General features: G+C 69.6%; 20 protein-coding genes. 12 read left to right on the forward strand and 8 right to left on the reverse strand.

What is annotated here, in order from left to right:
- Positions 1–250 precede the first annotated feature (250 nt).
- From LX88_RS35560 to LX88_RS35585, 6 genes are all read left to right on the forward strand, one after another.
- Entirely contained in the window at positions 251–1,339 is a 1,089-nt protein-coding gene (locus LX88_RS35560) for a glutamate-cysteine ligase family protein (protein WP_258952158.1), read from the forward strand.
- Positions 1,336–2,640, forward strand: coding sequence for an ergothioneine biosynthesis protein EgtB (gene egtB / locus LX88_RS35565; protein WP_258952159.1), 1,305 nt, complete (start codon positions 1,336–1,338; stop codon positions 2,638–2,640). The genes LX88_RS35560 and egtB overlap by 4 nt, the downstream gene beginning before the upstream one ends.
- Positions 2,641–2,644: 4 nt before the next feature.
- A complete protein-coding gene (gene egtC, locus LX88_RS35570) occupies positions 2,645–3,370 on the forward strand; it encodes an ergothioneine biosynthesis protein EgtC (RefSeq protein WP_258952160.1) in 726 nt (241 codons plus the stop codon).
- Positions 3,367–4,338, forward strand: a complete 972-nt coding sequence (egtD, locus tag LX88_RS35575) for an L-histidine N(alpha)-methyltransferase (RefSeq protein WP_258952161.1) — start codon at positions 3,367–3,369, stop codon at positions 4,336–4,338. The genes egtC and egtD overlap by 4 nt, the downstream gene beginning before the upstream one ends.
- A gap of 63 nt (positions 4,339–4,401) precedes the next feature.
- Positions 4,402–5,997, forward strand: coding sequence for an alpha/beta hydrolase (locus LX88_RS35580; RefSeq protein ID WP_258952162.1), 1,596 nt, complete (start codon positions 4,402–4,404; stop codon positions 5,995–5,997).
- A 160-nt stretch (positions 5,998–6,157) separates the two neighbouring features.
- Positions 6,158–7,768, forward strand: coding sequence for an alpha/beta hydrolase (locus tag LX88_RS35585; RefSeq protein WP_258952163.1), 1,611 nt, complete (start codon positions 6,158–6,160; stop codon positions 7,766–7,768).
- Here LX88_RS35585 and LX88_RS35590 read toward each other — a convergent pair.
- Together LX88_RS35590 and LX88_RS35595 are read right to left on the reverse strand one after the other, a co-directional pair.
- Positions 7,753–8,187 carry a hypothetical protein gene (locus LX88_RS35590; protein ID WP_258952164.1) on the reverse strand — a complete coding sequence of 145 codons (435 nt, stop codon included), beginning with the start codon at positions 8,185–8,187 and terminating at the stop codon, positions 7,753–7,755. The two genes, LX88_RS35585 and LX88_RS35590, sit on opposite strands and share 16 nt — an antisense overlap.
- A complete protein-coding gene (locus tag LX88_RS35595; RefSeq protein ID WP_258952165.1) occupies positions 8,184–8,903 on the reverse strand; it encodes a sulfite exporter TauE/SafE family protein in 720 nt (239 codons plus the stop codon). The genes LX88_RS35590 and LX88_RS35595 overlap by 4 nt, the downstream gene beginning before the upstream one ends.
- Positions 8,904–8,966: 63 nt before the next feature.
- Here LX88_RS35595 and LX88_RS35600 point away from each other — a divergent pair, with 63 nt between their 5' ends.
- On the forward strand, positions 8,967–10,730 hold the full coding sequence (locus LX88_RS35600; RefSeq protein WP_258952166.1) for a LamG-like jellyroll fold domain-containing protein: 1,764 nt from the start codon (positions 8,967–8,969) through the stop codon (positions 10,728–10,730).
- Here LX88_RS35600 and LX88_RS35605 read toward each other — a convergent pair.
- On the reverse strand, positions 10,690–11,610 hold the full coding sequence (locus LX88_RS35605; protein WP_258952167.1) for a sigma-70 family RNA polymerase sigma factor: 921 nt from the start codon (positions 11,608–11,610) through the stop codon (positions 10,690–10,692). The genes LX88_RS35600 and LX88_RS35605 overlap by 41 nt on opposite strands.
- Positions 11,607–12,569, reverse strand: coding sequence for a helix-turn-helix transcriptional regulator (locus tag LX88_RS35610; RefSeq protein ID WP_258952168.1), 963 nt, complete (start codon positions 12,567–12,569; stop codon positions 11,607–11,609). Before LX88_RS35610 ends, LX88_RS35605 begins: the two co-directional genes overlap by 4 nt.
- A 184-nt stretch (positions 12,570–12,753) precedes the next feature.
- On the opposite strand from LX88_RS35610, the gene LX88_RS35615 reads away from it, so the two are divergent.
- Complete coding sequence (locus LX88_RS35615; protein ID WP_090067010.1) at positions 12,754–12,945, forward strand: S1 RNA-binding domain-containing protein; 192 nt, start codon at positions 12,754–12,756, stop codon at positions 12,943–12,945.
- A gap of 38 nt (positions 12,946–12,983) precedes the next feature.
- Here LX88_RS35615 and LX88_RS35620 read toward each other — a convergent pair whose 3' ends face one another.
- The 4 genes from LX88_RS35620 to LX88_RS35635 all read right to left on the reverse strand — a co-directional run bounded on the left by LX88_RS35620 (position 12,984) and on the right by LX88_RS35635 (position 16,343).
- Positions 12,984–13,841, reverse strand: coding sequence for a hypothetical protein (locus LX88_RS35620; protein ID WP_258952169.1), 858 nt, complete (start codon positions 13,839–13,841; stop codon positions 12,984–12,986).
- Entirely contained in the window at positions 13,838–14,299 is a 462-nt protein-coding gene (locus LX88_RS35625; RefSeq protein ID WP_258952170.1) for a hypothetical protein, read from the reverse strand. Before LX88_RS35625 ends, LX88_RS35620 begins: the two co-directional genes overlap by 4 nt.
- A 134-nt stretch (positions 14,300–14,433) precedes the next feature.
- Positions 14,434–14,910, reverse strand: coding sequence for a hypothetical protein (locus LX88_RS35630; protein WP_258952171.1), 477 nt, complete (start codon positions 14,908–14,910; stop codon positions 14,434–14,436).
- Positions 14,910–16,343 (reverse strand): helix-turn-helix domain-containing protein, encoded by a 1,434-nt coding sequence (locus LX88_RS35635; RefSeq protein WP_258952172.1) that lies wholly within the window; start codon positions 16,341–16,343, stop codon positions 14,910–14,912. The genes LX88_RS35630 and LX88_RS35635 overlap by 1 nt, the downstream gene beginning before the upstream one ends.
- A 382-nt stretch (positions 16,344–16,725) precedes the next feature.
- Here LX88_RS35635 and LX88_RS35640 point away from each other — a divergent pair, with 382 nt between their 5' ends.
- The 4 genes from LX88_RS35640 to uvrC all read left to right on the forward strand — a co-directional run bounded on the left by LX88_RS35640 (position 16,726) and on the right by uvrC (position 20,140).
- Positions 16,726–17,214, forward strand: coding sequence for a hypothetical protein (locus LX88_RS35640; protein ID WP_090014002.1), 489 nt, complete (start codon positions 16,726–16,728; stop codon positions 17,212–17,214).
- A gap of 9 nt (positions 17,215–17,223) precedes the next feature.
- Positions 17,224–17,622, forward strand: coding sequence for a Rieske (2Fe-2S) protein (locus LX88_RS35645; RefSeq protein ID WP_258952173.1), 399 nt, complete (start codon positions 17,224–17,226; stop codon positions 17,620–17,622).
- Positions 17,623–17,728: 106 nt separating this feature from the next.
- Entirely contained in the window at positions 17,729–18,196 is a 468-nt protein-coding gene (locus LX88_RS35650) for a Rieske (2Fe-2S) protein (RefSeq protein WP_258952174.1), read from the forward strand.
- Positions 18,197–18,238: 42 nt separating this feature from the next.
- Positions 18,239–20,140 (forward strand): excinuclease ABC subunit UvrC, encoded by a 1,902-nt coding sequence (gene uvrC, locus LX88_RS35655; RefSeq protein ID WP_258952175.1) that lies wholly within the window; start codon positions 18,239–18,241, stop codon positions 20,138–20,140.
- The last annotated feature ends 5 nt before the right edge of the window (positions 20,141–20,145 follow it).

The following is a 20,145-nucleotide window of genomic DNA, read 5'->3' on the forward strand; positions in this document are numbered from 1 at the left end:
ATCCAGCCAGTGGGACAGGTGCCCGTGTGCACGCGTGCACACGGGCGCTTCACTTGGTTCGTAAGGTTTTGAGGGCTGCGAGTGTCAGACCCCGCGTGTAGCGTCGAACGGGCCAGACGATCACGGGGAGTGTGGCAGCGTGACTGCGTTGCGTAACCAACCGGCGCCGGCGAGGTTCGCCGATCGCGCCGAGGCCGAGGCTTACGTGGCCTCGGTTTGTTTCAAACACGGGCCTCCGAGGCTTTTCGGCGTGGAGCTCGAATGGACCGTCCACCACGCCGAAGACCCTGCTCAGGTCCTCGACAAACACCGGCTCGCCGCCGCTCTCGGCGAACACGCACCACCCACTCTCGTTCCGGACAGCCCGCAGAGGCCGCTTCCCAGCGGCACCCCGCTGACCGTCGAACCGGGCGGGCAGGTCGAGATCTCCACTCCTCCCTGCACCAGCCTCCCGGACCTCTTCTCCACAGTCGCCCAGGACGTCTCCCACCTCACCGCCATGCTGGCCGACCACGGTCTCGTGCTCGGAGACAAGGGCGCTGACCTGCACAGACATCCCACGCGCGTGCTGCAGGTGCCCCGGTACGCGGCGATGGAGCACGCGTTCGGCGGGCTCGGCGCCGACGGCATCTCGATGATGTGCAACACCGCGGGCCTGCAGGTGTGCCTCGACTTCGGCGAGCAGAAGCACCTGCAGGACAGGTGGGCCGCCGTGCACCAGCTCGGCCCGGTGATGATCGCGCTGTTCGCGAACTCGCCGAGCATCGGTGGCATGCACCAGGACTGGGCGTCCGCGCGCATGCGGGCGCTCTACGGCTGTGATCCCGTGCGCACCAGACCCAGTGCTGTGTGCGCCGATCCGGCCCAGGCCTACGCGCGAAGAGTCGTCGACACGCCCGTCATCGTCGTGCGCGGGCCGGGTTCCAACTGGATCCCGGCGCGCAGGTTCACGTTCGCGGAGTGGCTGGACGGGGCGCACGACCGCGTCCCCACGAGCGACGACCTGGACTACCACATGTCGTTGATGTTCCCGCCGGTGCGGCCGCGCGGGTACATCGAGATCAGGTACCTCGACACACCCGCGCCGGGCGGGTGGATCGCGCCGAGTGCGCTGCTCGTCGCGCTGTTCAGCGATCCGTCCGTTGTGGACGGTGTGCTGGCGGCGACGGAACGGGCCGCCGGGCGGTGGCTGAGCGCCGCGCGGTACGGACTGGCGGACGAGCGCATCGCGCGTGCCGCGAAAGACGTTGTGGCGCTGGGCATCGAGGCGTTGCCCCGCACCGGACTTTCTCAGGACCAGATCGGCATCATCAGCCGGGAGCTTGAGGGGAAGCTGTGACCCGCCAAATCGATGGAGACGACCTCCGCGAGCAGGTGGCGGGGGAGCTGTTGCGCTCGCGCGCGCGTTCCACCGCCCTGACCGACGCCGTCGACGAGCACGACCTCGTGCGGCAGCATTCGAAGCTGATGTCGCCGCTGGTCTGGGACCTGGCGCACATCGGCAACCAGGAAGAGCTGTGGCTCGTTCGCGACGTCGGCGGACGTGAACCGGTGCGCAGCGACATCGACGAGTACTACGACGCGTTCAAGTTCTCGCGCAGCGTGCGGCCCGAGCTGCCGCTGCTCAACCCTCGTGAGGCCCGCCAGTACGTCGGCGACGTGCGCGGCAAGGTGTTCGACGTGCTGGAGAAGGTGCCGCTGCAGGGGCGCCGGCTCGTCGAAAACGGCTTCGCGTTCGGGATGATCGTGCAGCACGAGCAGCAGCACGACGAGACGATGCTGGCGACGCACCAGTTGCGCACGGGTGAGCCAGTGCTGCACGCACCGTTGCCGCCCGGTGGGGCCCTGGTCCCCGCGACGGAGGCGTTCATCCCGGGCGGGCCGTTCGAGATGGGCACGTCGGACGAACCGTGGGCGCTGGACAACGAACGTCCGGCGCACGCCGTCCACGTCGACTCGTTCTTCATCGACACGACACCGGTCACGAACGGCGAGTACGCCCAGTTCATCCTGGCCGGCGGCTACGACGACCGTCGCCTGTGGACGGACGAGGGCTGGGAGCACCGGACGAACGCCAAGCTCGTGGCGCCGAGGTTCTGGCAGCGCGAGGAGAACTCGTTCGTGCGCACGGCGTTCGGCGTGACGGAGCCGATCGTGCCGGACGAACCCGTGGTGCACGTGTGCTTCCACGAGGCTCAGGCGTACGCGACGTGGGCTCACAAGCGCCTGCCCACGGAAGCCGAGTGGGAGAAGGCGGCCCGCTTCGACACCGCCGCCGGCAAGACCCGCCGCTACCCGTGGGGCGACGAGGAGCCCACCGAGGAACACGCGAACCTCAACCAGCGCCACCTGCGCCCGGCCCCGGTCGGCGCGTACCCGGCGGGGGCGTCCCCCGCCGGCGTGCACCAGCTGATCGGTGACGTGTGGGAGTGGACGTCGAGCGACTTCGGGCCGTACCCCGGTTTCGAGGTCTTCCCGTACGAGGAGTACTCGAAGGTCTTCTTCGGTCCGGACCACAAGGTGCTGCGCGGCGGTTCGTTCGGCACCGACAAGTCCGCGATCCGTGCCACGTTCCGCAACTGGGACTACCCGATCAGACGGCAGATCTTCGCCGGCTTCCGCTGCGCCAGGGACGCCTAGCCGGATGTGCCGCCACCTGGCTTACCTGGGCACCGCCGTGCCCATCGCCGGCCCGCTCTACGAGGCACCGCACTCGCTGGAGCACCAGTCCTACGCGCCCGGCGACATGCGGGCGGGCGGAACCGTCAACGTCGACGGCTACGGTGTCGGCTGGTTCCCCGGCCCGGTGCGCTACCGGCGCGCCGGCACCCTGTGGAGCGACCCGAACCTGCGCCGGCTGGCCGGCACGGAGTCGACGGCCTTCCTGGCCGCGGTCCGGTCCGCGACCACGGGCATGCCGGTGGCGGACGCGGCGTGCGCGCCGTTCACCGACGGCACGTGGCTGTTCAGCCACAACGGACGCGTCGACGGCTGGCCCCACACCGTGGCGGGGCTGGCGAAGACGCTCGACGTTACCGACCTGCTCACGATGGACGCGCCGACCGACTCCGCGCTGTTGTGGGCGGTCCTCAGACGCCGTCTGGAGACCGGGAAGAACCCGGCTCAAACGCTCGTTGAACTCGTGCGGGAGGTCGCGGACGCGGCACCGAGGTCGCGCCTGAACTTCTTGCTGACCAACGGAGAAGTGCTCGTGGGGACGACGTGGACACACGCCCTGTGGGTGCTGCAGAAAGGCGAGGGCGTGACACTCGCGTCCGAGCCGCTCGACGACGACCCCGGCTGGCGGGAGATCCCCGACCGGCACGTGGTCACCGCCGTTCCATCCACTGTGGAGGTTCGACCTTTATGACCGAGCCGGTGCTGGACGTTCATCTCAAGCCGGAGGACGCCGCACACGCGCTACGTGCCGACGTGCGGGCCGGACTGACCGCGGACCCGAAGTGGGTCTCGCCGAAGTGGTTCTACGACGCCGTGGGCAGTGCGCTGTTCGAGGACATCACGCGGTTGCCCGAGTACTACCCGACCCGCGCCGAACGGGAGGTGCTCGCGGAGCGCGCGGGCGAGATCGCGTCGACGACGGGCGCGCATTCGCTGGTGGAGCTGGGTTCCGGCTCGTCGGAGAAGACGCGGCTGCTGCTCAGCGCGTTGCGCGAGCACGGGACGCTGCAGGAGTTCGTGCCGCAGGACGTGTCGGTGTCGGCGCTCACCGAGGCCGCGCACGCGATCATCGAGGACTACCCGGGCCTGCGGGTGCACGGCGTGGTCGGCGACTTCACGCAGCACCTGTCGTTGCTGCCCGGTGAGTCGCCGCGCCTGGTCGCGTTCCTGGGCGGCACGATCGGCAACCTCATCCCGGAGGAGCGGGAGAAGTTCCTCCGCACGGTCCGCGACGTGCTGGATCCGGGGGAGTGGCTGCTGCTGGGCACGGACCTCGTCAAGGATCCGGGCACGCTGGTGCGCGCGTACGACGACGCGCAGGGCGTGACGGCGGAGTTCAACCGCAACGTGCTGAACGTGCTCAACCGCGAGGTCGGCGGTGACTTCGACGTCGAGGCGTTCGAGCACGTGGCGTTGTGGAACGCCGAGCAGGAGTGGATCGAGATGCGGCTGCGCGCCAAGCGGGCGATGAGCGTGAACATCGCCGAGCTCGGTCTGGTCGTGGAGTTCCGCGAGGGCGAGGAACTGCGCACCGAGGTGTCGGCCAAGTTCCGCGAGGAGGGCGTGCGGCAGGAGCTGGAGGACGCCGGATTCACGCTGCACCGCTGGTGGACCGATGCCGAGGGACGGTTCGCGGTCTCGCTGGCCCAAGCGGTGTAACTCAGGTCACAACCCGACGATAGGCGGGTACTGGCGGCCTGCCGACAGTGGTGGGCTGGCTCGATGACTCCTGCAGCAACCCGTGCCGTGCGCGTGGCGCTCGTCAGTGCGCTCGCGCTCGGCACCGTCATCACCGGTCTGGGCAGCGCGTCAGCCCAGACCGAAGCCACCTCCGCCGTCAGACCCGCCGCGTGGGGGCCGTGCGCGGCGGACGTGCTCGCCGAGATCCCCGCCGCCGAACGCACGAAGGTCAGCTGCGCGGTCCAGACAGTGCCGGTCGACCACTCGCGCCCGCGCGGTGACTCGACCGGCGTCGTCATGATGAAGCGCCCCGCCGGCGACCCGGCGAAGAAGATCGGTTCGCTGTTCATCAACCCCGGCGGCCCCGGTGGCGCCGGCCTGATCTACAGCGCGTACGGCTCGAGCTTCTTCACGCCGGAGATCCTCGAGAAGTTCGACCTCATCGGCTTCGACCCGCGCGGTGTCGGCCGCAGCGCGCCGCTGCGCTGCTTCCGCACCCAGGAAGAGGCCGAGGCGGTGAACGAGGGCTGGTACGCGCTGCCGATCACTCGCGACGAGATCGCCGGCTCGATCCGGCAGTCCAAGGTCTACACGGACTACTGCAAGATCAACGCCGGTCCGCTGCTCGACCACATGTCGACGGAAGCGGTCGCACGCGACCTCGACGTGATGCGCGAAGCCGTGGGGGACAGGCAGCTCACGTACGTCGGTTTCTCGTACGGCACGCTGCTCGGGGCGACCTACGCGAACATCTTCCCGCACCGGTCACGTGCCCTGGTGCTGGACGGCAACGTCGACCCGAAGCTGCGTCTGACCAACGGCGCGCAGTACGACCGCGAGCGCGCCCGCGGCTTCGAGATCGCGTTGGACGCGATGCTGAAGCGTTGCGACTCCGTCGGCGTCGAGCGGTGTGCGTTCGCCGGCGACGCGCGCAAGAAGTTCGACGACATCCGCGAGTCGCTGCGCAAGGGCCCCACGACGTTGCCCGGCGGCACCCAGGTGACGCTGACCGACGTCGTCGGCCGCACGGCGAGCAACCTGTACAGCCCGACCACGTTCAAGGCCCTCACGACGTGGCTGCAGTCGATCCACGCGGCCCAGAACCCCTCCGCCGCCCTGACCGTCCAGTCCGTTGTGGACGTTCCGCTGCTGAACAACCTCGGCGGCAAGGCCGACGTCCGGGCGCTGCCGGAGACGCCGTACACGAGCGACGACTCGTACTACGCCGTGAACTGCATCGACAAGCCGTTCTCCCGCTCGAACCGCAACTGGGCCCAGACCGCGGACAGGTGGGAGAGGGAGTCGCCCACGTTCGGCCGCTACCAGGCCGCGTCCGACCTGCTGACCTGCCCGACGTGGCCGGCCCGCAACCCGGACCGCTGGATCGGCCCGTGGAACCGCCACACCAAGAACCCGATCGTCGTGGTGGGCAACTACTACGACCCGGCGACGCAGTACCTGTTCTCGGAGCGCATGGCCGAGCAGCTCGGCAACGCGCGCCTGATCAGCGTCGACGCGTTCGGTCACTGCATCCTCGGTGACTCGGCCGGCGCCGACGCGGCGGTGACGAGGTACCTCGTCGACCTCACCGCGCCCGCGAACGGCCAGGTGTTCCAGCCGAACGCACAACCGTTCTAATCCTGCCGTTGAAGGTTGATGAGGGGAGCTTTCATAAACCTCAGGTTTATGAAAGCTCCCCTCATCAACCTCGCAGGCTGGTTCGTTGATCCCCGCCTGTCGTCGGACACCCGACGATAGGCGGGTACAAACGGTGCACTGTCGGTGATGGGGTGCATCCGTGACGTCATCTTCTTCAGCGCGTGTCGTGCTCGCGAGTGCGCTCGTGCTCGGCACCATCGTTTCCGGCCTGGGCGTGGCGAGCGCCCAGACCGAGGTCTCCTCGAACGTCAGACCCGCTGCCTGGGGGCAGTGCGCGGCCGACGTGCTCGCCACCCTTCCCGCCTCCGTGACGCCCGAGGAGCGCGCCAAGCTCACCTGCGCCGTCCAGGAGGTGCCCGTCGACCACTCGCGTCCGCGCGGTGAGAAGACCGGCATCGCCATGATGAAGCGGCCCGCGAACGACCAGTCGCGCAAGATCGGCTCGATCTTCCTCAACCCCGGCGGGCCCGGTGGTTCCGGCCTGCTCCGCGGCGCCGTCGCGAAGAACTACTTCCAGCCGTCCGTGCTGGACCGGTTCGACGTCGTCGGCTTCGACCCGCGCGGTGTGGCCCGCAGCGCGCCGATGCGCTGCTTCCGCACCCAGGAGGAGGCCGACTCGGTCAACGAGGGCTGGTACTCCCTGCCCATCACCAAGGCCGAGATCGCGAGCTCCATCAAGCAGTCCAAGGTCTACACGGACTACTGCAAGATCAACGCCGGTCCGCTGCTCAACCACATGTCGACCGAGGCCGTCGCGCGCGACCTCGACGTCATGCGCGAGGCCGTCGGCGACGAGCAGCTCAACTTCGTCGGCTTCTCGTACGGCACGCTGATCGGCTCGACGTACGCGAACATCTTCCCGCAGCGCACGCGGGCGATGGTCATCGACGGCAACGTCGACCCGCGGCTGCGCCTCACCAACGGCGCGGAGTACGACCGCCAGCGCGCCGACGGCTTCGAGATCGCCCTCGACGCCATGCTGAAGCGCTGCGACTCCGCCGGTGTCACCAAGTGCGCGTTCGCCGGTGACGCCCGCGGCAAGTTCGAGGCCATGAAGACGGCACTGGGCAAGGCTCCGGCCACGTTGCCGGACGGCAAGGAGGTCACCCTGGCCGACGTGGTGGGCCGCGTCGCCGGCGACCTGTACTCGATCGCCCGGATCGCGCCGCTGGCCGCCTGGCTGCAGACCGTCCACCTGGCGCTGAACCCGTCCACCGCGACCCTCGGCGTCCAGTCCACCGTGGAGCTGGCCGCGCCGCTGAACAACGCCGGCGGCCGCATGGACGTCGACCCGCTGCCCGACACCCCGTACACCGCGGACGACTCGTACTACGGCGTCAACTGCACCGACAAGCCGTTCTCCCGCACGAACCGCAACTGGGAGAAGACCGCGGCGAAGTGGGAGGCGGAGTCGCCCACGTTCGGCCGCTACCAGGCCGCGTCGGACCTGCTGACCTGTGCCACGTGGCCGACGCGCAACCCGGACCGCTGGATCGGCCCGTGGAACCGCAAGACGAAGAACCCGATCGTCGTCGTGGGCAACTACTTCGACCCGGCGACGCAGTACCTGTTCTCGCAGCGCATGGCCAAGCAGCTCGGCAACGCGCGGCTGATCAGCGTCGACGCGTTCGGCCACTGCATCCTGGGCCGCTCGGCGGCCACGGACGCGGCGGTCGCGAAGTACCTGGTGGACCTCGTCGCACCGGCCGACGGCCAGGTGTTCCAGCCGAACGTTCAGCCGTTCGCCTGATTCCTTCGCTGAAAGCGGTGGCGGTGCTCGTGCAGCACCGCCACCGCGGCGGCGACGATCAGCACGACCGCGGAGTAAGCGGGCAACAGCCACACCGCGAGGCCGAAGAGCGCTGCCGTGACGAACGCCGCCGGGGTGCGTCGCACGACGGCCCACACCAGCACCACCGAGACGATCGCCCAGAGCAGGCGGTAGTCGTAGACCACCTCGACTCCGAGAAACCGGGCGCTCATCTCCACCCCTCGCAGCGTCTCGTAGCTCTCTTGGCCCGTGTACCAGTCAGGCTGGGTGCCACAGCGCGCACCGGGTTGCGCGCACAGGTCGTCCAAGCCCTTCAGTTCGAGGATCGGCGCGTACACGACCACCGTCAGCGCGGCCAGCGCGCCGATCCCGAGCACGACCCACGAGGGGATCTTCACGACAGCAGGCTCCTCACGATCAGCACGACGGCACTCGCCCCCGCCACGACCAGCATCGGGGTGCGGACGCCCTTGGCGTCGAACTTCTTGCGCAACGGCCCCGAAAGCAGGAATCCGGCGACCAGGAACGGGATCAGCAGCACACCGCTCCACAGCTGGTGCGCGGCGACGTTGCCGGTGACGGTCAGGCCGGCGATCGAGACGGCCGAGCCCAGCGTGAAGAACGCCGCCAGCGTCGCCCGCACCTCCGGCCCGGCCTGGTTCTGGTAGAGCAACGCGACCATCGGGCCGCCGATCGACGTGGCCGTGCCGAACGAGCCGCTCGCCACGCCCGCGGTGACCAGTGACGGCGGGGTGGGCTGCGGGCGCCAGGACGTGATCGACAGCAGCACGCACGCCAGCACGGCGGCGCCGACGACCACGCCGAAGCTCTTCGGGTCCAGCGAGTCGACGATCCAGATGCCGACGACCGTGCCCGGCAGGCGGCCGAGCATCGCCCAGCCGACGCCGCGCCAGTCCACGTGGCCGAACTCCCTGGCCAGCGACATGACCGCGTGCGCGCAGGCGATGACCAGGACCGGCACCGGAACCAGCGCCGGGTCCAGCAACGCGAGCAGCGGCACGGCGACCAGCGCCAGTCCGAAGCCGATCAGGCCCTGCAGCAACCCTCCGCAAGCGACGACCACGCCGGCGACCGCCAGCAACCCCCAAGACATAGTTCGCGATGCTATCGACCGGTGTTCGCCTGCTGTTGGCCCAGCACACCTACGCTCCGCGCCATGACCGCGTCCCGCCGCTCCTTCCTGCTCGGCACCGGTGCCACCGCCGCCGCTGCCGCCCTGGTCACGCCTGGTTCCGCCACCGCTGACAACGTTGTCGGAGGCCGGCCCGACCCCGAGTCGCGGCGGTTCACGCTCGCCGTGATCCCGGACACGCAGTACATGTTCGACCTCGACCGCGGCGACTCCGCGCCGTTGAAGGCCACGCTGCAGTACCTGGTCGACCGCCAGAAGTCCGAGAACATCGTCTTCATCAGCCACCTCGGCGACCTGGTCGAGAACGCGCGGAAGAGCGAGATCGACGACATCAGCGAGCGGTTCGAGGTGCTCGACCGCCGCCAAATCGGCTACAGCGTGCTCGCGGGCAACCACGACGTGCCGAACTCGCGGCTGGACGACCAGCGCGGGCCGACGCCGTACCTCGACAGGTTCGGGCCACGGCGGTTCCGGTCGTCGCCGACGTTCCGCGGCGCGAGCGCCGACGGCTACAACACGTTCCACGTCTTCCGCGCGGGCGGCAGGGAATGGCTGGTGCTCGCGTTGGACTGGCGCATGTCCGCCAAGGGTTTCGAGTGGGCGCGCTCGGTTCTGCGGCAGCACGCCAAGCTGCCGGTCATCCTCACCACGCACGAACTGGTCTACGACGGCGGTGACGGCACCGCAGCGATGTCCGACTACGGCCGCAGGCTGTGGAACGAGCTGATCAAGGACAACGACCAGATCTTCCTGACGCTGAACGGGCACTTCTGGCCACCGGCCCGCACGACGATGCGCAACACCGCCGGCAACGACGTGCACGTGCACATCGCGAACTACCAGGACCGCTACTACGGCGGCGGCGCGATGATCCGGTTCTACCACTTCGACCTGGACCGCGGTGTGATCGACGTCCGCACCCTGTCGCCGTGGCTGCTCGGCAAGAGGTCGCTCAACCCGCTGGAGCGCAAGGAGACCGAGCTGACCGGCCCGGCCGACCGGTTCAGCGTGCCGATCGACTTCGAGCAGCGGTTCGCCCGCTTCGACCCGCCGGTGCTGCCCGCGCCGCAGCCCGTCCATGACGTGCTGGTGCGCGGCACAATCGCCTACTGGCGCCTCGGTGAGGGCCTGAAAGACCTGTCGGGCAACGGGAACGACCTGCGGCAGACCGGTTCGCTGACCGCCTCGGACGACCACAGCCGGTTCGCGCCGTCACACCGTTCGCTGTACTTCGGCAAGGACGGTCACCTGTCCACCGTGGACTCGGCACCGGTGAACAGGGAGACGTTCGAGCGCGGCTACACCATCGAGCTGTTCCTCAAGCTGCCCAAGGACTTCAACCACCCGTGGTGTGGCCTGTTCACGAAGCTCGCGCCCGGTTCCGCGGCCGGCAAGACCGGGGACGACCCGAGCGAACCGATCGCGACCCTGAACGTCGCCGGCGGCGGCCAGCTGCAGTGGGCGGTGTTCCCGCGCAATCTGCCGGGCATCTCCACGAACTGGGGTCACGAGATGGACCACGAGACGTGGTGGCACATCGCCGTGGTCAACGACGGCGTGCACACCACGTTGTACGTCGACGGATCCCCGTTGCTGCGCAACCCGTCCACGCCCGCACGCGGCATCTCGACCGCCGGTGACCCCTGGCTCGTCGGCGCCTACGCGTACGACAAGGTCGTCGAGAAGTCGTTGCACGGCTGGATCGGCGACATGCGGATCGTGAACCGGCCGCTGGACCGCGCCGAGTTCATGCGGTCGAAGGCAGCCCGAACCGCGGGAACAGACTGAGGTCGAAGAACGACGAGACGCGCGTGATCCGGTCGGACCCGACTTCCAGCACCTGGAGGTTGAACTGCCGGAACACGCCGTCCCCGGCTCGCAGGTAAAGCCCGAACGCGGGCTGGCCGTTCGCCTCGGTGGCGATCATCCTGGCGCCGTGCGGGACTGAGGGGCACTGGTTCGTGAGGTGCCACGCGACCATGTCCGGGCCTCGGTAGAACTGGGGGTACGGCGGCATCTCCCAGACGACGTCCTCCGCGAACATGCCGATGATCTCCGGAATGTCCTTGGCCTCGAACGCTTTCACCCACCGGTCGAGCAACGGCTTCGCCTCCGCGGGCTCGACCACCTCGTCCTCGCTGAGGTCCTTGAGCTGCGCGTGCGCCCGTTGCAGAGCGCTGTTGACGGCCGCGACCGTCATCTCCAGCTCGTCCGCGGTCTCGGCGGCGCTGAGCTTCAGCACGTCCCGCAGCACCAGCACCGCGCGTTGCCTCGGCGGGAGGTGTTGCAGGGCCGCGACGAACGCCAGCCTGGTCGACTCGCGTTCGGTGACGATCGCGGCCGGATCGGTCGGGAACGGCTCCAGCCAAGGGATCTCGTGGTCCTGGGTGAGCGGATCGGTCTCGGTGGCGCCCTGGGTGCCGAGCCCGAACGGCAGCGGGCGTCTCGTGCGGCCGTCCAGCGCAGTGAGGCAGGCGTTCGTCGCGATCCGGTACAGCCAGGTGCGGACGGACGAGCGGCCCTCGAACTGGCCGTACGCCTTCCACGCGCGCAGGTACGTCTCCTGCACCAGGTCCTCGGCGTCGTGCAGCGAGCCGAGCATCCGGTAGCAGTGCGCGAGGAGCTCGCGTCTGAACGGGTCCGCGGCGGTCGCGAAGTCCACTGTCACTCCTGCACTGTAATCGCGTTCCGCAGTCTGCCGGCGAGAACCTCGATGTAGTCCTTGAGTTCCACCGGTTCGTGCACGTCGAACTCGAAGCCCAGGAACAGCAGGTGCCACACGATCCGTTCGAGCGCGTCTGCGCCCGTGCGCATGAGGCAGGAGTTCTCGTCGATCGGTTCCAGCGCAGCGGACATCGGTGTGGTGCGTTCCGCGACTGCCTGCATGGGTGCGTGGATCGTGAGCACCGCCTGGTGGGTGTAGACGCTGGAGGCGACCTGCCTCGACACGAACTCGCCCAGCGACTCCGCCGGCGGTTCGCGGGGCGTGAACCTCGCCGCGAGCGTGGGCTCCTCGGTGATGCGGTCCACCCGGAACGTTCGCCAGTCTTCTTTGGACACGTCCCACGCGACGAGGTACCACCGGCGCCCTGTGTGCACGAGACCTTGTGGTTCCGCGAGTCGTGTCGCGGGCTCGCCCTGCGTTGGGGCGTAGGTGAAGCGCAGCTGCTGGTGGTCTCGGCAGGCGGCGGCGATGATCGTGAGCGTCTCCGGGTCGACCGTCGGGCCCGCGGCCGCCAGGGGAGTGGTGTGCGCCTGGAGTGCCTGCACGCGCCGGCGCAACCTGGCCGGCAGCACCTGTTCGAGCTTGGTGAGAGCGCGGACCGACGTCTCCTCGATGCCCGCGACGGAGCCGTTCGCGGCCGTCCTCAGTCCGACCGCGACGGCGACCGCCTCGTCGTCGTCGAGCAGGAGCGGCGGGAGTTCCGCGCCCGCCCCGAGCTGGTAGCCGCCGGCCGCGCCGGGCAGCGACGTGACGGGATAACCGAGGCTGCGCAGCTTGTCCACGTCGCGGCGGATCGTGCGCACGTCGACGCTGAGCCGGCCGGCGAGCTCCGGGCCCGTCCAGTCGCGCCGCACCTGCAACAGGGACAGGAGCTTCAGCAGCCGTGCGGACGTCTCCAGCATGTGAGGAATCGTAGATCCCGTTGCGGACAACGGCCTGCGGTGGTTAAGGTTCTCGTCATGACTGCCGGGTCGGCCTTGTGCCGTGAGCGGAACGGTTGCCCGGCCCTGACTTGATCAGGGCCCCTCCAGCCCCCGCGTCCATCCGTTTCTCTGGATGCGCGCATGGGAGAGGAGGTGATGCGCAATGCTTCCCAACGTAGGTGATGTCTTTTCGGGGAAGGTCGTCTCGACCGTTCCCTTCGGTTCGTTCATCGAGCACCCCGCCGGTGCACACGGGCTCCTGCACGGCCAGCAGGCCGAGGTCGGTGCTTCGGTGCAGGTGAAGGTGCTCGCGGTGGACGCCGTGCAGCAGCGGTTCAGCCTGGAGCTGGCGTGAGTTGAGTTCCCGGGCAGAGGCGCCCTGCCCGGGCTTTCTCACGGTTTCCGGTAGTCCGCGCACTCGCCGGTCAGGCGGTCGTGCAGGGTCTTGCGGTGCCCCTCTTCCTGGGGTGCCGGCCCGAGCGCGTCCGCTGGGCTGGTGACGTCGTGCAGCAGCCGGTACAGCACCACATCCGTTGCGGTGTAAAGCCAATCGTCCGCCTTGCCGGGCGGAGCGGCGGGTCCGAGCACGTTCTCGAACCACGCCGGGAACAGCAGATCCCGTGCCACCGCGTCCTCGATGCGCGCGCGGATCAGCTGTCGCGTGTGCGCGATGGCCTCGTTGCCGGCCGACTTGGCGACGGTGTCCTTGGCATGCGTGTCGTCGTCCGGAGCTTCGGGGCGTTCCTGGTCGGCGATGGCCCTCCACTGCTGGTAGTTCTTGCGCCACAACGCTTCCGCCGTGGGCGGGAGGTGCGTCAGGGCCTCGGCCGCCTCGATCGCCTCCAGGGCCCTGCGGTCGTACTCGGCGATGGCCTTGCGCGTGTCCTTGGCTTCCTGCGGGGTGAAAGCCTTGCGGGCGTAGGCTTCCTGGCCTTTGAGGATCTTGGCGATCTCCGCCTCGCCGATCTCGGGCCAGTCGTCGAAGTTCGCCTTCTTGGTCTCGCTCGCGCGGACCTTCCGGTTCAGCGCCACCAGGAGCCGTTCCAGGCGGTGGACGCTCTCCGCGAGCTCGGTGACGCGGTCGTTGGTCTTGGTGAGCTTGCGGGTGTTGTCCTTGAGCTGGTTCGTCTGGCTGAGCTGGTTGTGCGCCGCGTCGGTTTGCACGTTGTCGACGCGGGTCTCCAGCGACTTCAGCTCCTTCTTGAGCCGCTCGACCTTGCCGTCCAGGTCCTTGACCGGGTCGATGTTCACCTCTGCGTCCTCCAGGCCCACCAGGCGATGCCCGCCGCGGTGACGAGTGTCGCCCAGCCGCTGGCCAGCGGGGTCAGGAGGGTGGCGGCGAGGGCCGCGCTGATCGCGGTGGTCCTCGCCAGGGGTTCGAAGAACCGGCGGCCCACCGGGTCCACCAGGACCGACGCGGCCGTGGCCACCGCCACCAGGAGCGAGAGCAGCGACCAGGCGTCGAACCAGCCAACGGCGACGATCAGCGCCGCGGCGGTGGTGGCGACGGCGATCGCCCGGTTCGGGGTGGTCAGCCTGGCCGCCTCGACGTCGCGGCGAGCCTGCATCACCGCGTCCACCTCGGCGTTCGCGGTGGCGAGGAGGGGCTGGAAGTCCGGGCTGCCAGGGCCCGCGGCCTGAAGGGCTCGCAGGGCTGTTCGCAGGGACTGCTGGCGGTCGGCCAGGCGGGCGAACGGATCGGCTGCCATGCCCCGAAATCGTGATCAAGCGCGGTGGGCGGGGCTAGGCCTGTGAGGGGAGTTGGTCCGGTTGCCGACGAACTTCCCTCACTCGGCCTAGTGGTGTGGCCCGGCAATCCTTCGAGCCACACCACCGGCGACCCTCAGGATTTCCTGCGCGCCTCGTCCGGCCAGACGACCTCGATCGGCACGCCGGACGCGCGTGCCTGCTCCACCACGTCCGCCGTGCCGCCCCTGCCCTGGGCCGGGACGCCGTCCCACACCGCCACCAGGACCTCGACGGAGGCGAGCATGCGTTCGTTGGCCGCCACGTACGCCTGCCGCCCGCTCGACATGTGCGGGAGGACGCTGACGACCGTGGCGGCGGCGCGGAGCTCGTCGTAGTCGGCCACCTGGTGCGGCTTCAGCCGGTCGCGGTAGTCCAGAGCGGGCAGGACCACCTCCACCTCCCCGCCGAGAGCCAGCACGGCCCTGGCGAAGAGCTGGTCGGCTCCGGGGGCCAGGCACGTCACGCCCACCAGGGTGCCGCCCAGCCGTTCCAGCACCTCCGTGATGGCGGCCTGGACGGCGGGGACGCACTCCGGGACCAGGTTGCTGTGGCCGGTGATGCCTACTCGCATCAAGCGGTCCGGATCGCTCTGATCGCGTCCCTGGTGTCCTGCACGGCGGGGATGTGGCGGTGCCGTGCCGCCTCCTTCGCGAAGTCCTCCAGCTTGCGCAGGACCCGGCCCGAGGAGAGCTTCGCCGCCGTCGGCAGGACCTCGTTGATCAACCCGCACGCTGCCTCCGGGTCTCCCGCGACCATTTTGGTGCGCGCCAGTCCGATCACGTCGAAGGCGCGGTTGCGCACCTTGGACGGGTCCCGCAGTGCCAGGGCCCGCCGGATGTGTTGTTCGGCGAACACGGCCTGGGACGGGTCGTGCAGGGCGAGGTCGCGGCAGCGGGCGCCGATGACGCCCTCGAGCTCGGCCTCGTCGAAGCTGTGCAGGTAGCGCGGCTCGTTGTCCGCGTCCCGCTGGGCGAAGCTCTCCTGCGCCATGCCCACGGCCTGGTGGAACTCGCGGGTCTTGCCCATGCTCGCGTAGGCCCAGGCCTCGCGGGTGAGCAGGAGCGCCTTGAGCGTCGGAGTGCCGGTGCGGCGGGTGCCGTACTGGCCCAGCTGGACCAGCTCCAGGCCGTCCTCGGGACGGCCCAGGTCGAACATCTGCCGCGCCATGGCGGCCAGGCACAACGCCGCGAAGCCGTCGTTGTGGCCGGCCTTGGCCATGCGGACGGCCAGCACGTAGTAGCGCTGCGCCGCGTTGTGCAGGCCGGCGTCGAACGACATGCTCGCCGCCACCTTCGAGAGTTCCGCGCCTATGAAGAACGCGCGTTCCGTCGTCGGGCCGGACGGTGCCCGGCCCAGGCGTTCGGCCAGCTCGTCCAGCTGGCCCAGGACGGCCTTGCGGGCCAGTCCGTAGCCGCCCCGGCCGCCCCAGCCGCGCAACCCGTCCGCCACGCGCTGCAACGCGAAGAGCTCCTCCTCGCTGATCGCCGAGTGCGACGACCACTTCGACAGGTTCTGCAGGGGGTGCAACCACCGCTGCAGCGGCTCGACCAGTGCGGACCCCACCGTCACCGCGGCGGCTCCGGTGAGCGCCGCTCGTCTGCTGATCGCCAAGTCGCTCCTCGCCGTCTCCTCGACCGAACGGGCAATGCTCGTCGCCTCCCAGGGGGCGGCGAGCACGTCTGGCGGGCCCGTTACGGGTGAGCCCACCTGAGCTGGGATGACGACGCGGTCGAACCACAGTCGTTCGCCCGGGACACCGAGCACCAGCGCGAAGTGGCGCAGCCGGTCGAGCCGGTCGATCTGGTTCTCGCCCGACTCGTAACGCGAGAGCTGCGCCTGGCTGATGCCGAGCCACGCCGCCATGCGGTCCTGCGTGACCCGGCTGAGGTGCCGGGGGTGGTGCCGGTACGCGGAGATCAGCGCACCCATGTCGCGGTCGTTGCAGGCGGCGGCGATCGCGGGGTGGTCCCAGAAGTCGTTGGGGACCTCAGGCGGTCCGTGCACGTCCGCACGAGCGTTGCGGCGGCACCGGTGACACAGCCGATCGGGGTTGTCGGCGGCGATGAACGCCCCACACGGGCAAGCGCGTCTGGATTTGGGTCTCGCTGCATCCATCGGCCTCGCCCCCGTCACTGAGCGTTTCCCCAGTGTACGGACGTGTGATCGTCAGTCCATCCATCTCATGCATAAGACGTAATGGGTTCGCGTGTCGCAGTCCTGGTGCCTCCGCCCGGCGGATGAGCTTCATACGTCCGCTGCATGAGGCCCATGCAGCAGGCGAGTGGTGTTGGGGGGAAGTGAGAAGCACCCTGCACAACGTCAGGCTGTGGGTGGATCCCCCTGGCTTGACCAGTGCCTGACCCACCAACGGGGAGGACAACCGCCGATGAGCCTCACGACCGCGGAGACCGGCACGGCCGGGATCCCACAGAACAGGGGACACGCACGGGCGATCGGGGAGGCCGTCGCGGGCTACCGGTTGCTCGGCTGGCAGGTGACCGTCACCGAGCAGGGTGTGTTCCTGCCCCTGGGCCCCGCCACGACAGCCTTGGCGATGCCGGCGCGGATCGGGTCGCGAGTCCTGGCCGACCTGAAGTCGCGGATGCTCGCCGGACCGGTCACGGTGATCCCCGGCCCCCGCGAACACTGGATCTTCCTCGCCGAACTGGTGGCGTTGCTGCCCACGCACCTGAAGGCGCCGCCGGAGGTCCAGTTCGTGCGATCGCCGCACCGGATCGCGCTCCCGCCGACGATGACCAGGTACGGATCGCTGCGCTGGGCGAACCCGCCGTCGCACTCGCGGCACTGGTTCCCGCCGTTCACCGCCGTGCTCGCGCTGGCCCGCCAGGCCGCCGCGGAGGACCAGCGCCGATAATCGGTGCTCGTGGATCGTCGTTCAGTGTTGTTGTGTGGGCTCGCCGCCGCCTTGAGCGCCTGTGGCGAGCCCGCTCCTCGCAAGACGGGCGGTGCCGGCACCGCCCGGCCCGGGGACCGCGTCGTCGCCGTCTCCTCGGTGCCCGACGGCTCCGGCGTGCTGGTGGACATGCCCGGCAACGCCCAGCTGTTGGTCGTACAACCTCGATCGGGTGAATTCCGGGCGTTCAACCCGGCCTGCCCGCACGTGGGTTCGATGGTCAACCCGCCTGCCCGCGGCGTGATCACCTGCCCGTTGCACGGCAGCACCTTCGACGCCTCGACCGGGGCAGTCCGCAAAGGACCTGCGGAATCAGGGCTCGCCGAGGTCGCGGTCGTCCGGTCCGGAGACGATCTGGTGCTCGGCTGAGACCTGTGCGTTTGCTGTGCATCGGGCTCCTGGCTGAACTCTGGCCGATCTGTTCGCGTAATGCTGTGGTGTGACCCCGAACACCCACCACCACGGAGGATCGGTCGTGAACACCGAAAGCCTGGTCAGCAGGCGCGCGGCGCTGTGCGGAATCGCGGTTGCCCTCGCCGTGCCCAGCGGACTCGTGACGGCGTGCAGTTCCACCCCGACCTCGACCGGTTCCGGAACCACACCCACCCAGGGCGGTTCGGCCCCGACGGGATCCACCGGGACCGGCGGCACCGCGCTCGTCGCCCTGGCCGACGTGCCCGAGGGCGGCGGGGCCGTCGTCGACGCCCCCGGCGGCAAGAAGATCGTCGTCGCGCGCATCTCCGCCACGGAGGTGAAGGCCTTCGACGCGACGTGCCCGCACCAGGGTTCGATGGTCGCGGAGCCTTCCGGCGGCACCATCACCTGTCCTTCGCACGGCAGCCAGTTCGGTGCTTCCGACGGTGCCGTGAAGAAGGGGCCGGCGACGACCGGCCTGCGCGCGGTCGCGGTGAAGGTGGAGGGCGACCAGGTCGTCCTGACCTGACCCTTTCTGTTTTTGTCGGACCGCGTCGATAGTCTGGACGGCGTGGCAGATCCCTCGACGTATCGCCCTGCGGTGGGCACGATTCCTGAGGCTCCCGGCGTCTACAAGTTCCGCGACGCCGGTGGCCGGGTCGTGTACGTCGGCAAGGCGAAGAGCTTGCGCAGCAGGCTGAACTCGTACTTCGCGGATCTGGCCGGGATGCACCCGCGCACGCGCCAGATGGTGACGACGGCGGCCTCCGTCGAGTGGACGGTGGTCACCACCGAGGTCGAGGCGCTGCAGCTCGAGTACAACTGGATCAAGGAGTTCGACCCGCGCTTCAACGTCCGGTACCGCGACGACAAGTCGTACCCGGTGCTGGCCGTCACGCTGCACGAGGACTACCCGCGTCTGCACGTGTACCGAGGCCCGCGCAAGAAGGGCGTGCGCTACTTCGGGCCGTTCGCCCACGCGTGGGCCATCCGCGAGACGCTCGACCTGCTGCTGCGCGTGTTCCCCGCGCGCACGTGCTCGGCGGGCGTCTTCAAGCGGCACAACCAGATCGGCCGCCCGTGCCTGCTCGGGTACATCGACAAGTGCTCGGCGCCGTGCGTGGGCAAGGTGTCGGCCGACGAGCACCGCGACATCGTGCTCGACTTCTGCGACTTCCTGGCGGGCAAGACCGACCACATGGTCCGCCGTCTCGAACGCGAGATGCTGCAGGCCTCGGAGGAGCTGGAGTTCGAACGCGCCGCGCGTCTTCGCGACGACCTGGGCGCGTTGCGCCGCGCGATGGAGAAGCAGGCCGTCGTCCTCGGCGACGGCACCGACGCCGACGTGATGGCGTTCGCGCAGGACGAGCTGGAGGTCTCGGTCCAGGTGTTCCACGTGCGCGGCGGCCGTGTCCGCGGCCAGCGCGGCTGGGTGCTCGACAAGGTCGAGGCCCTCGACGACGGCGGGCTCGTCGACCAGTTCATCATGCAGTTCTACGGCGACGACACCGAGAACACCCCGCGCGAGGTGCTGGTGCCGGTGCTGCCGGACGACGCCTCCGCCCTGGAAGACCTGCTGTCCGAGCAACGAGGTTCGCGCGTGGTCCTGCGCGTCCCGCAACGCGGCGACAAGCGGGCCCTGATGGAAACGGTGGCGCGCAACGCCTCCGAGGCGTTCGCCCAGCACAAGCTCCGCCGCGCGGGCGACCTCACCGCCCGCTCCGCCGCCCTGCAGGAGATCCAGGACGCCCTGGCGCTGGACACCGCGCCGTTGCGCATCGAGTGCATCGACATCAGCCACGTCCAGGGCACCGACGTGGTGGCGTCTCTGGTGGTGTTCGAGGACGGTTTGGCCCGCAAGTCCGAGTACCGCCGCTTCGCCATCCGCGAGGCGGCCACCGAGGGCGACGTGGCCTCGATCGCCGAGGTGGTCCGCCGCCGCTTCCAGGCCATGCTGCGGGAGACCGCGTCCGGCGGCCCCAACCCGGGCATAGACCCGGACACCGGCAAACCCCGCAAGTTCGCCTACCCGCCCAACCTCCTGGTGGTGGACGGCGCGGGCCCCCAGGCCGCGGCGGCCTCCGACGTCCTGGCCGAACTGGGCATCACCGACGTGGCGGTCGTGGGCCTGGCCAAGCGCCTCGAAGAGGTCTGGGTCCCGGGCGAACAGGACCCGGTGATCCTCCCGCGCACCAGCGACGCCCTGTACCTGCTCCAGCGAGTCCGCGACGAGGCCCACCGCTTCGCCATCGCCTACCACCGCCAGAAGCGCTCGAAGCGCATGACCACCTCGGCCCTCGACGAGGTGCCGGGCCTGGGCGAGACCCGCAAAGCCGCACTGCTCAAGCACTTCGGCTCGGTGCGGAAGCTGCGACAGGCCACAGTGGACGAGATCAGCGACGTGCCGGGGGTGGGCCGCCGCACCGCGGAGGCCGTGGTGGCGACGTTGGCTTCGTCGGGCGGGACCTCGTGATGGGC

Source organism: Lentzea californiensis, assembly GCF_024648825.1.
GTDB lineage: Bacteria > Actinomycetota > Actinomycetes > Mycobacteriales > Pseudonocardiaceae > Lentzea > Lentzea californiensis.

Excerpts from the sequence above, each read along its gene's own strand:
- egtD (WP_258952161.1), top strand. The coding sequence starts at position 3,367 with ATGACCGAGCCGGTGCTGGACGTTCATCTCAAGCCGGAGGACGCCGCA.
- LX88_RS35625 (WP_258952170.1), bottom strand. The coding sequence starts at position 14,299 with ATGGCAGCCGATCCGTTCGCCCGCCTGGCCGACCGCCAGCAGTCCCTG.
- egtC (WP_258952160.1), top strand. The coding sequence starts at position 2,645 with ATGTGCCGCCACCTGGCTTACCTGGGCACCGCCGTGCCCATCGCCGGC.
- LX88_RS35580 (WP_258952162.1), top strand. The coding sequence starts at position 4,402 with ATGACTCCTGCAGCAACCCGTGCCGTGCGCGTGGCGCTCGTCAGTGCG.
- LX88_RS35600 (WP_258952166.1), top strand. The coding sequence starts at position 8,967 with ATGACCGCGTCCCGCCGCTCCTTCCTGCTCGGCACCGGTGCCACCGCC.
- LX88_RS35595 (WP_258952165.1), bottom strand. The coding sequence starts at position 8,903 with ATGTCTTGGGGGTTGCTGGCGGTCGCCGGCGTGGTCGTCGCTTGCGGA.
- LX88_RS35610 (WP_258952168.1), bottom strand. The coding sequence starts at position 12,569 with ATGCTGGAGACGTCCGCACGGCTGCTGAAGCTCCTGTCCCTGTTGCAG.
- LX88_RS35630 (WP_258952171.1), bottom strand. The coding sequence starts at position 14,910 with ATGCGAGTAGGCATCACCGGCCACAGCAACCTGGTCCCGGAGTGCGTC.
- LX88_RS35640 (WP_090014002.1), top strand. The coding sequence starts at position 16,726 with ATGAGCCTCACGACCGCGGAGACCGGCACGGCCGGGATCCCACAGAAC.
- LX88_RS35615 (WP_090067010.1), top strand. The coding sequence starts at position 12,754 with ATGCTTCCCAACGTAGGTGATGTCTTTTCGGGGAAGGTCGTCTCGACC.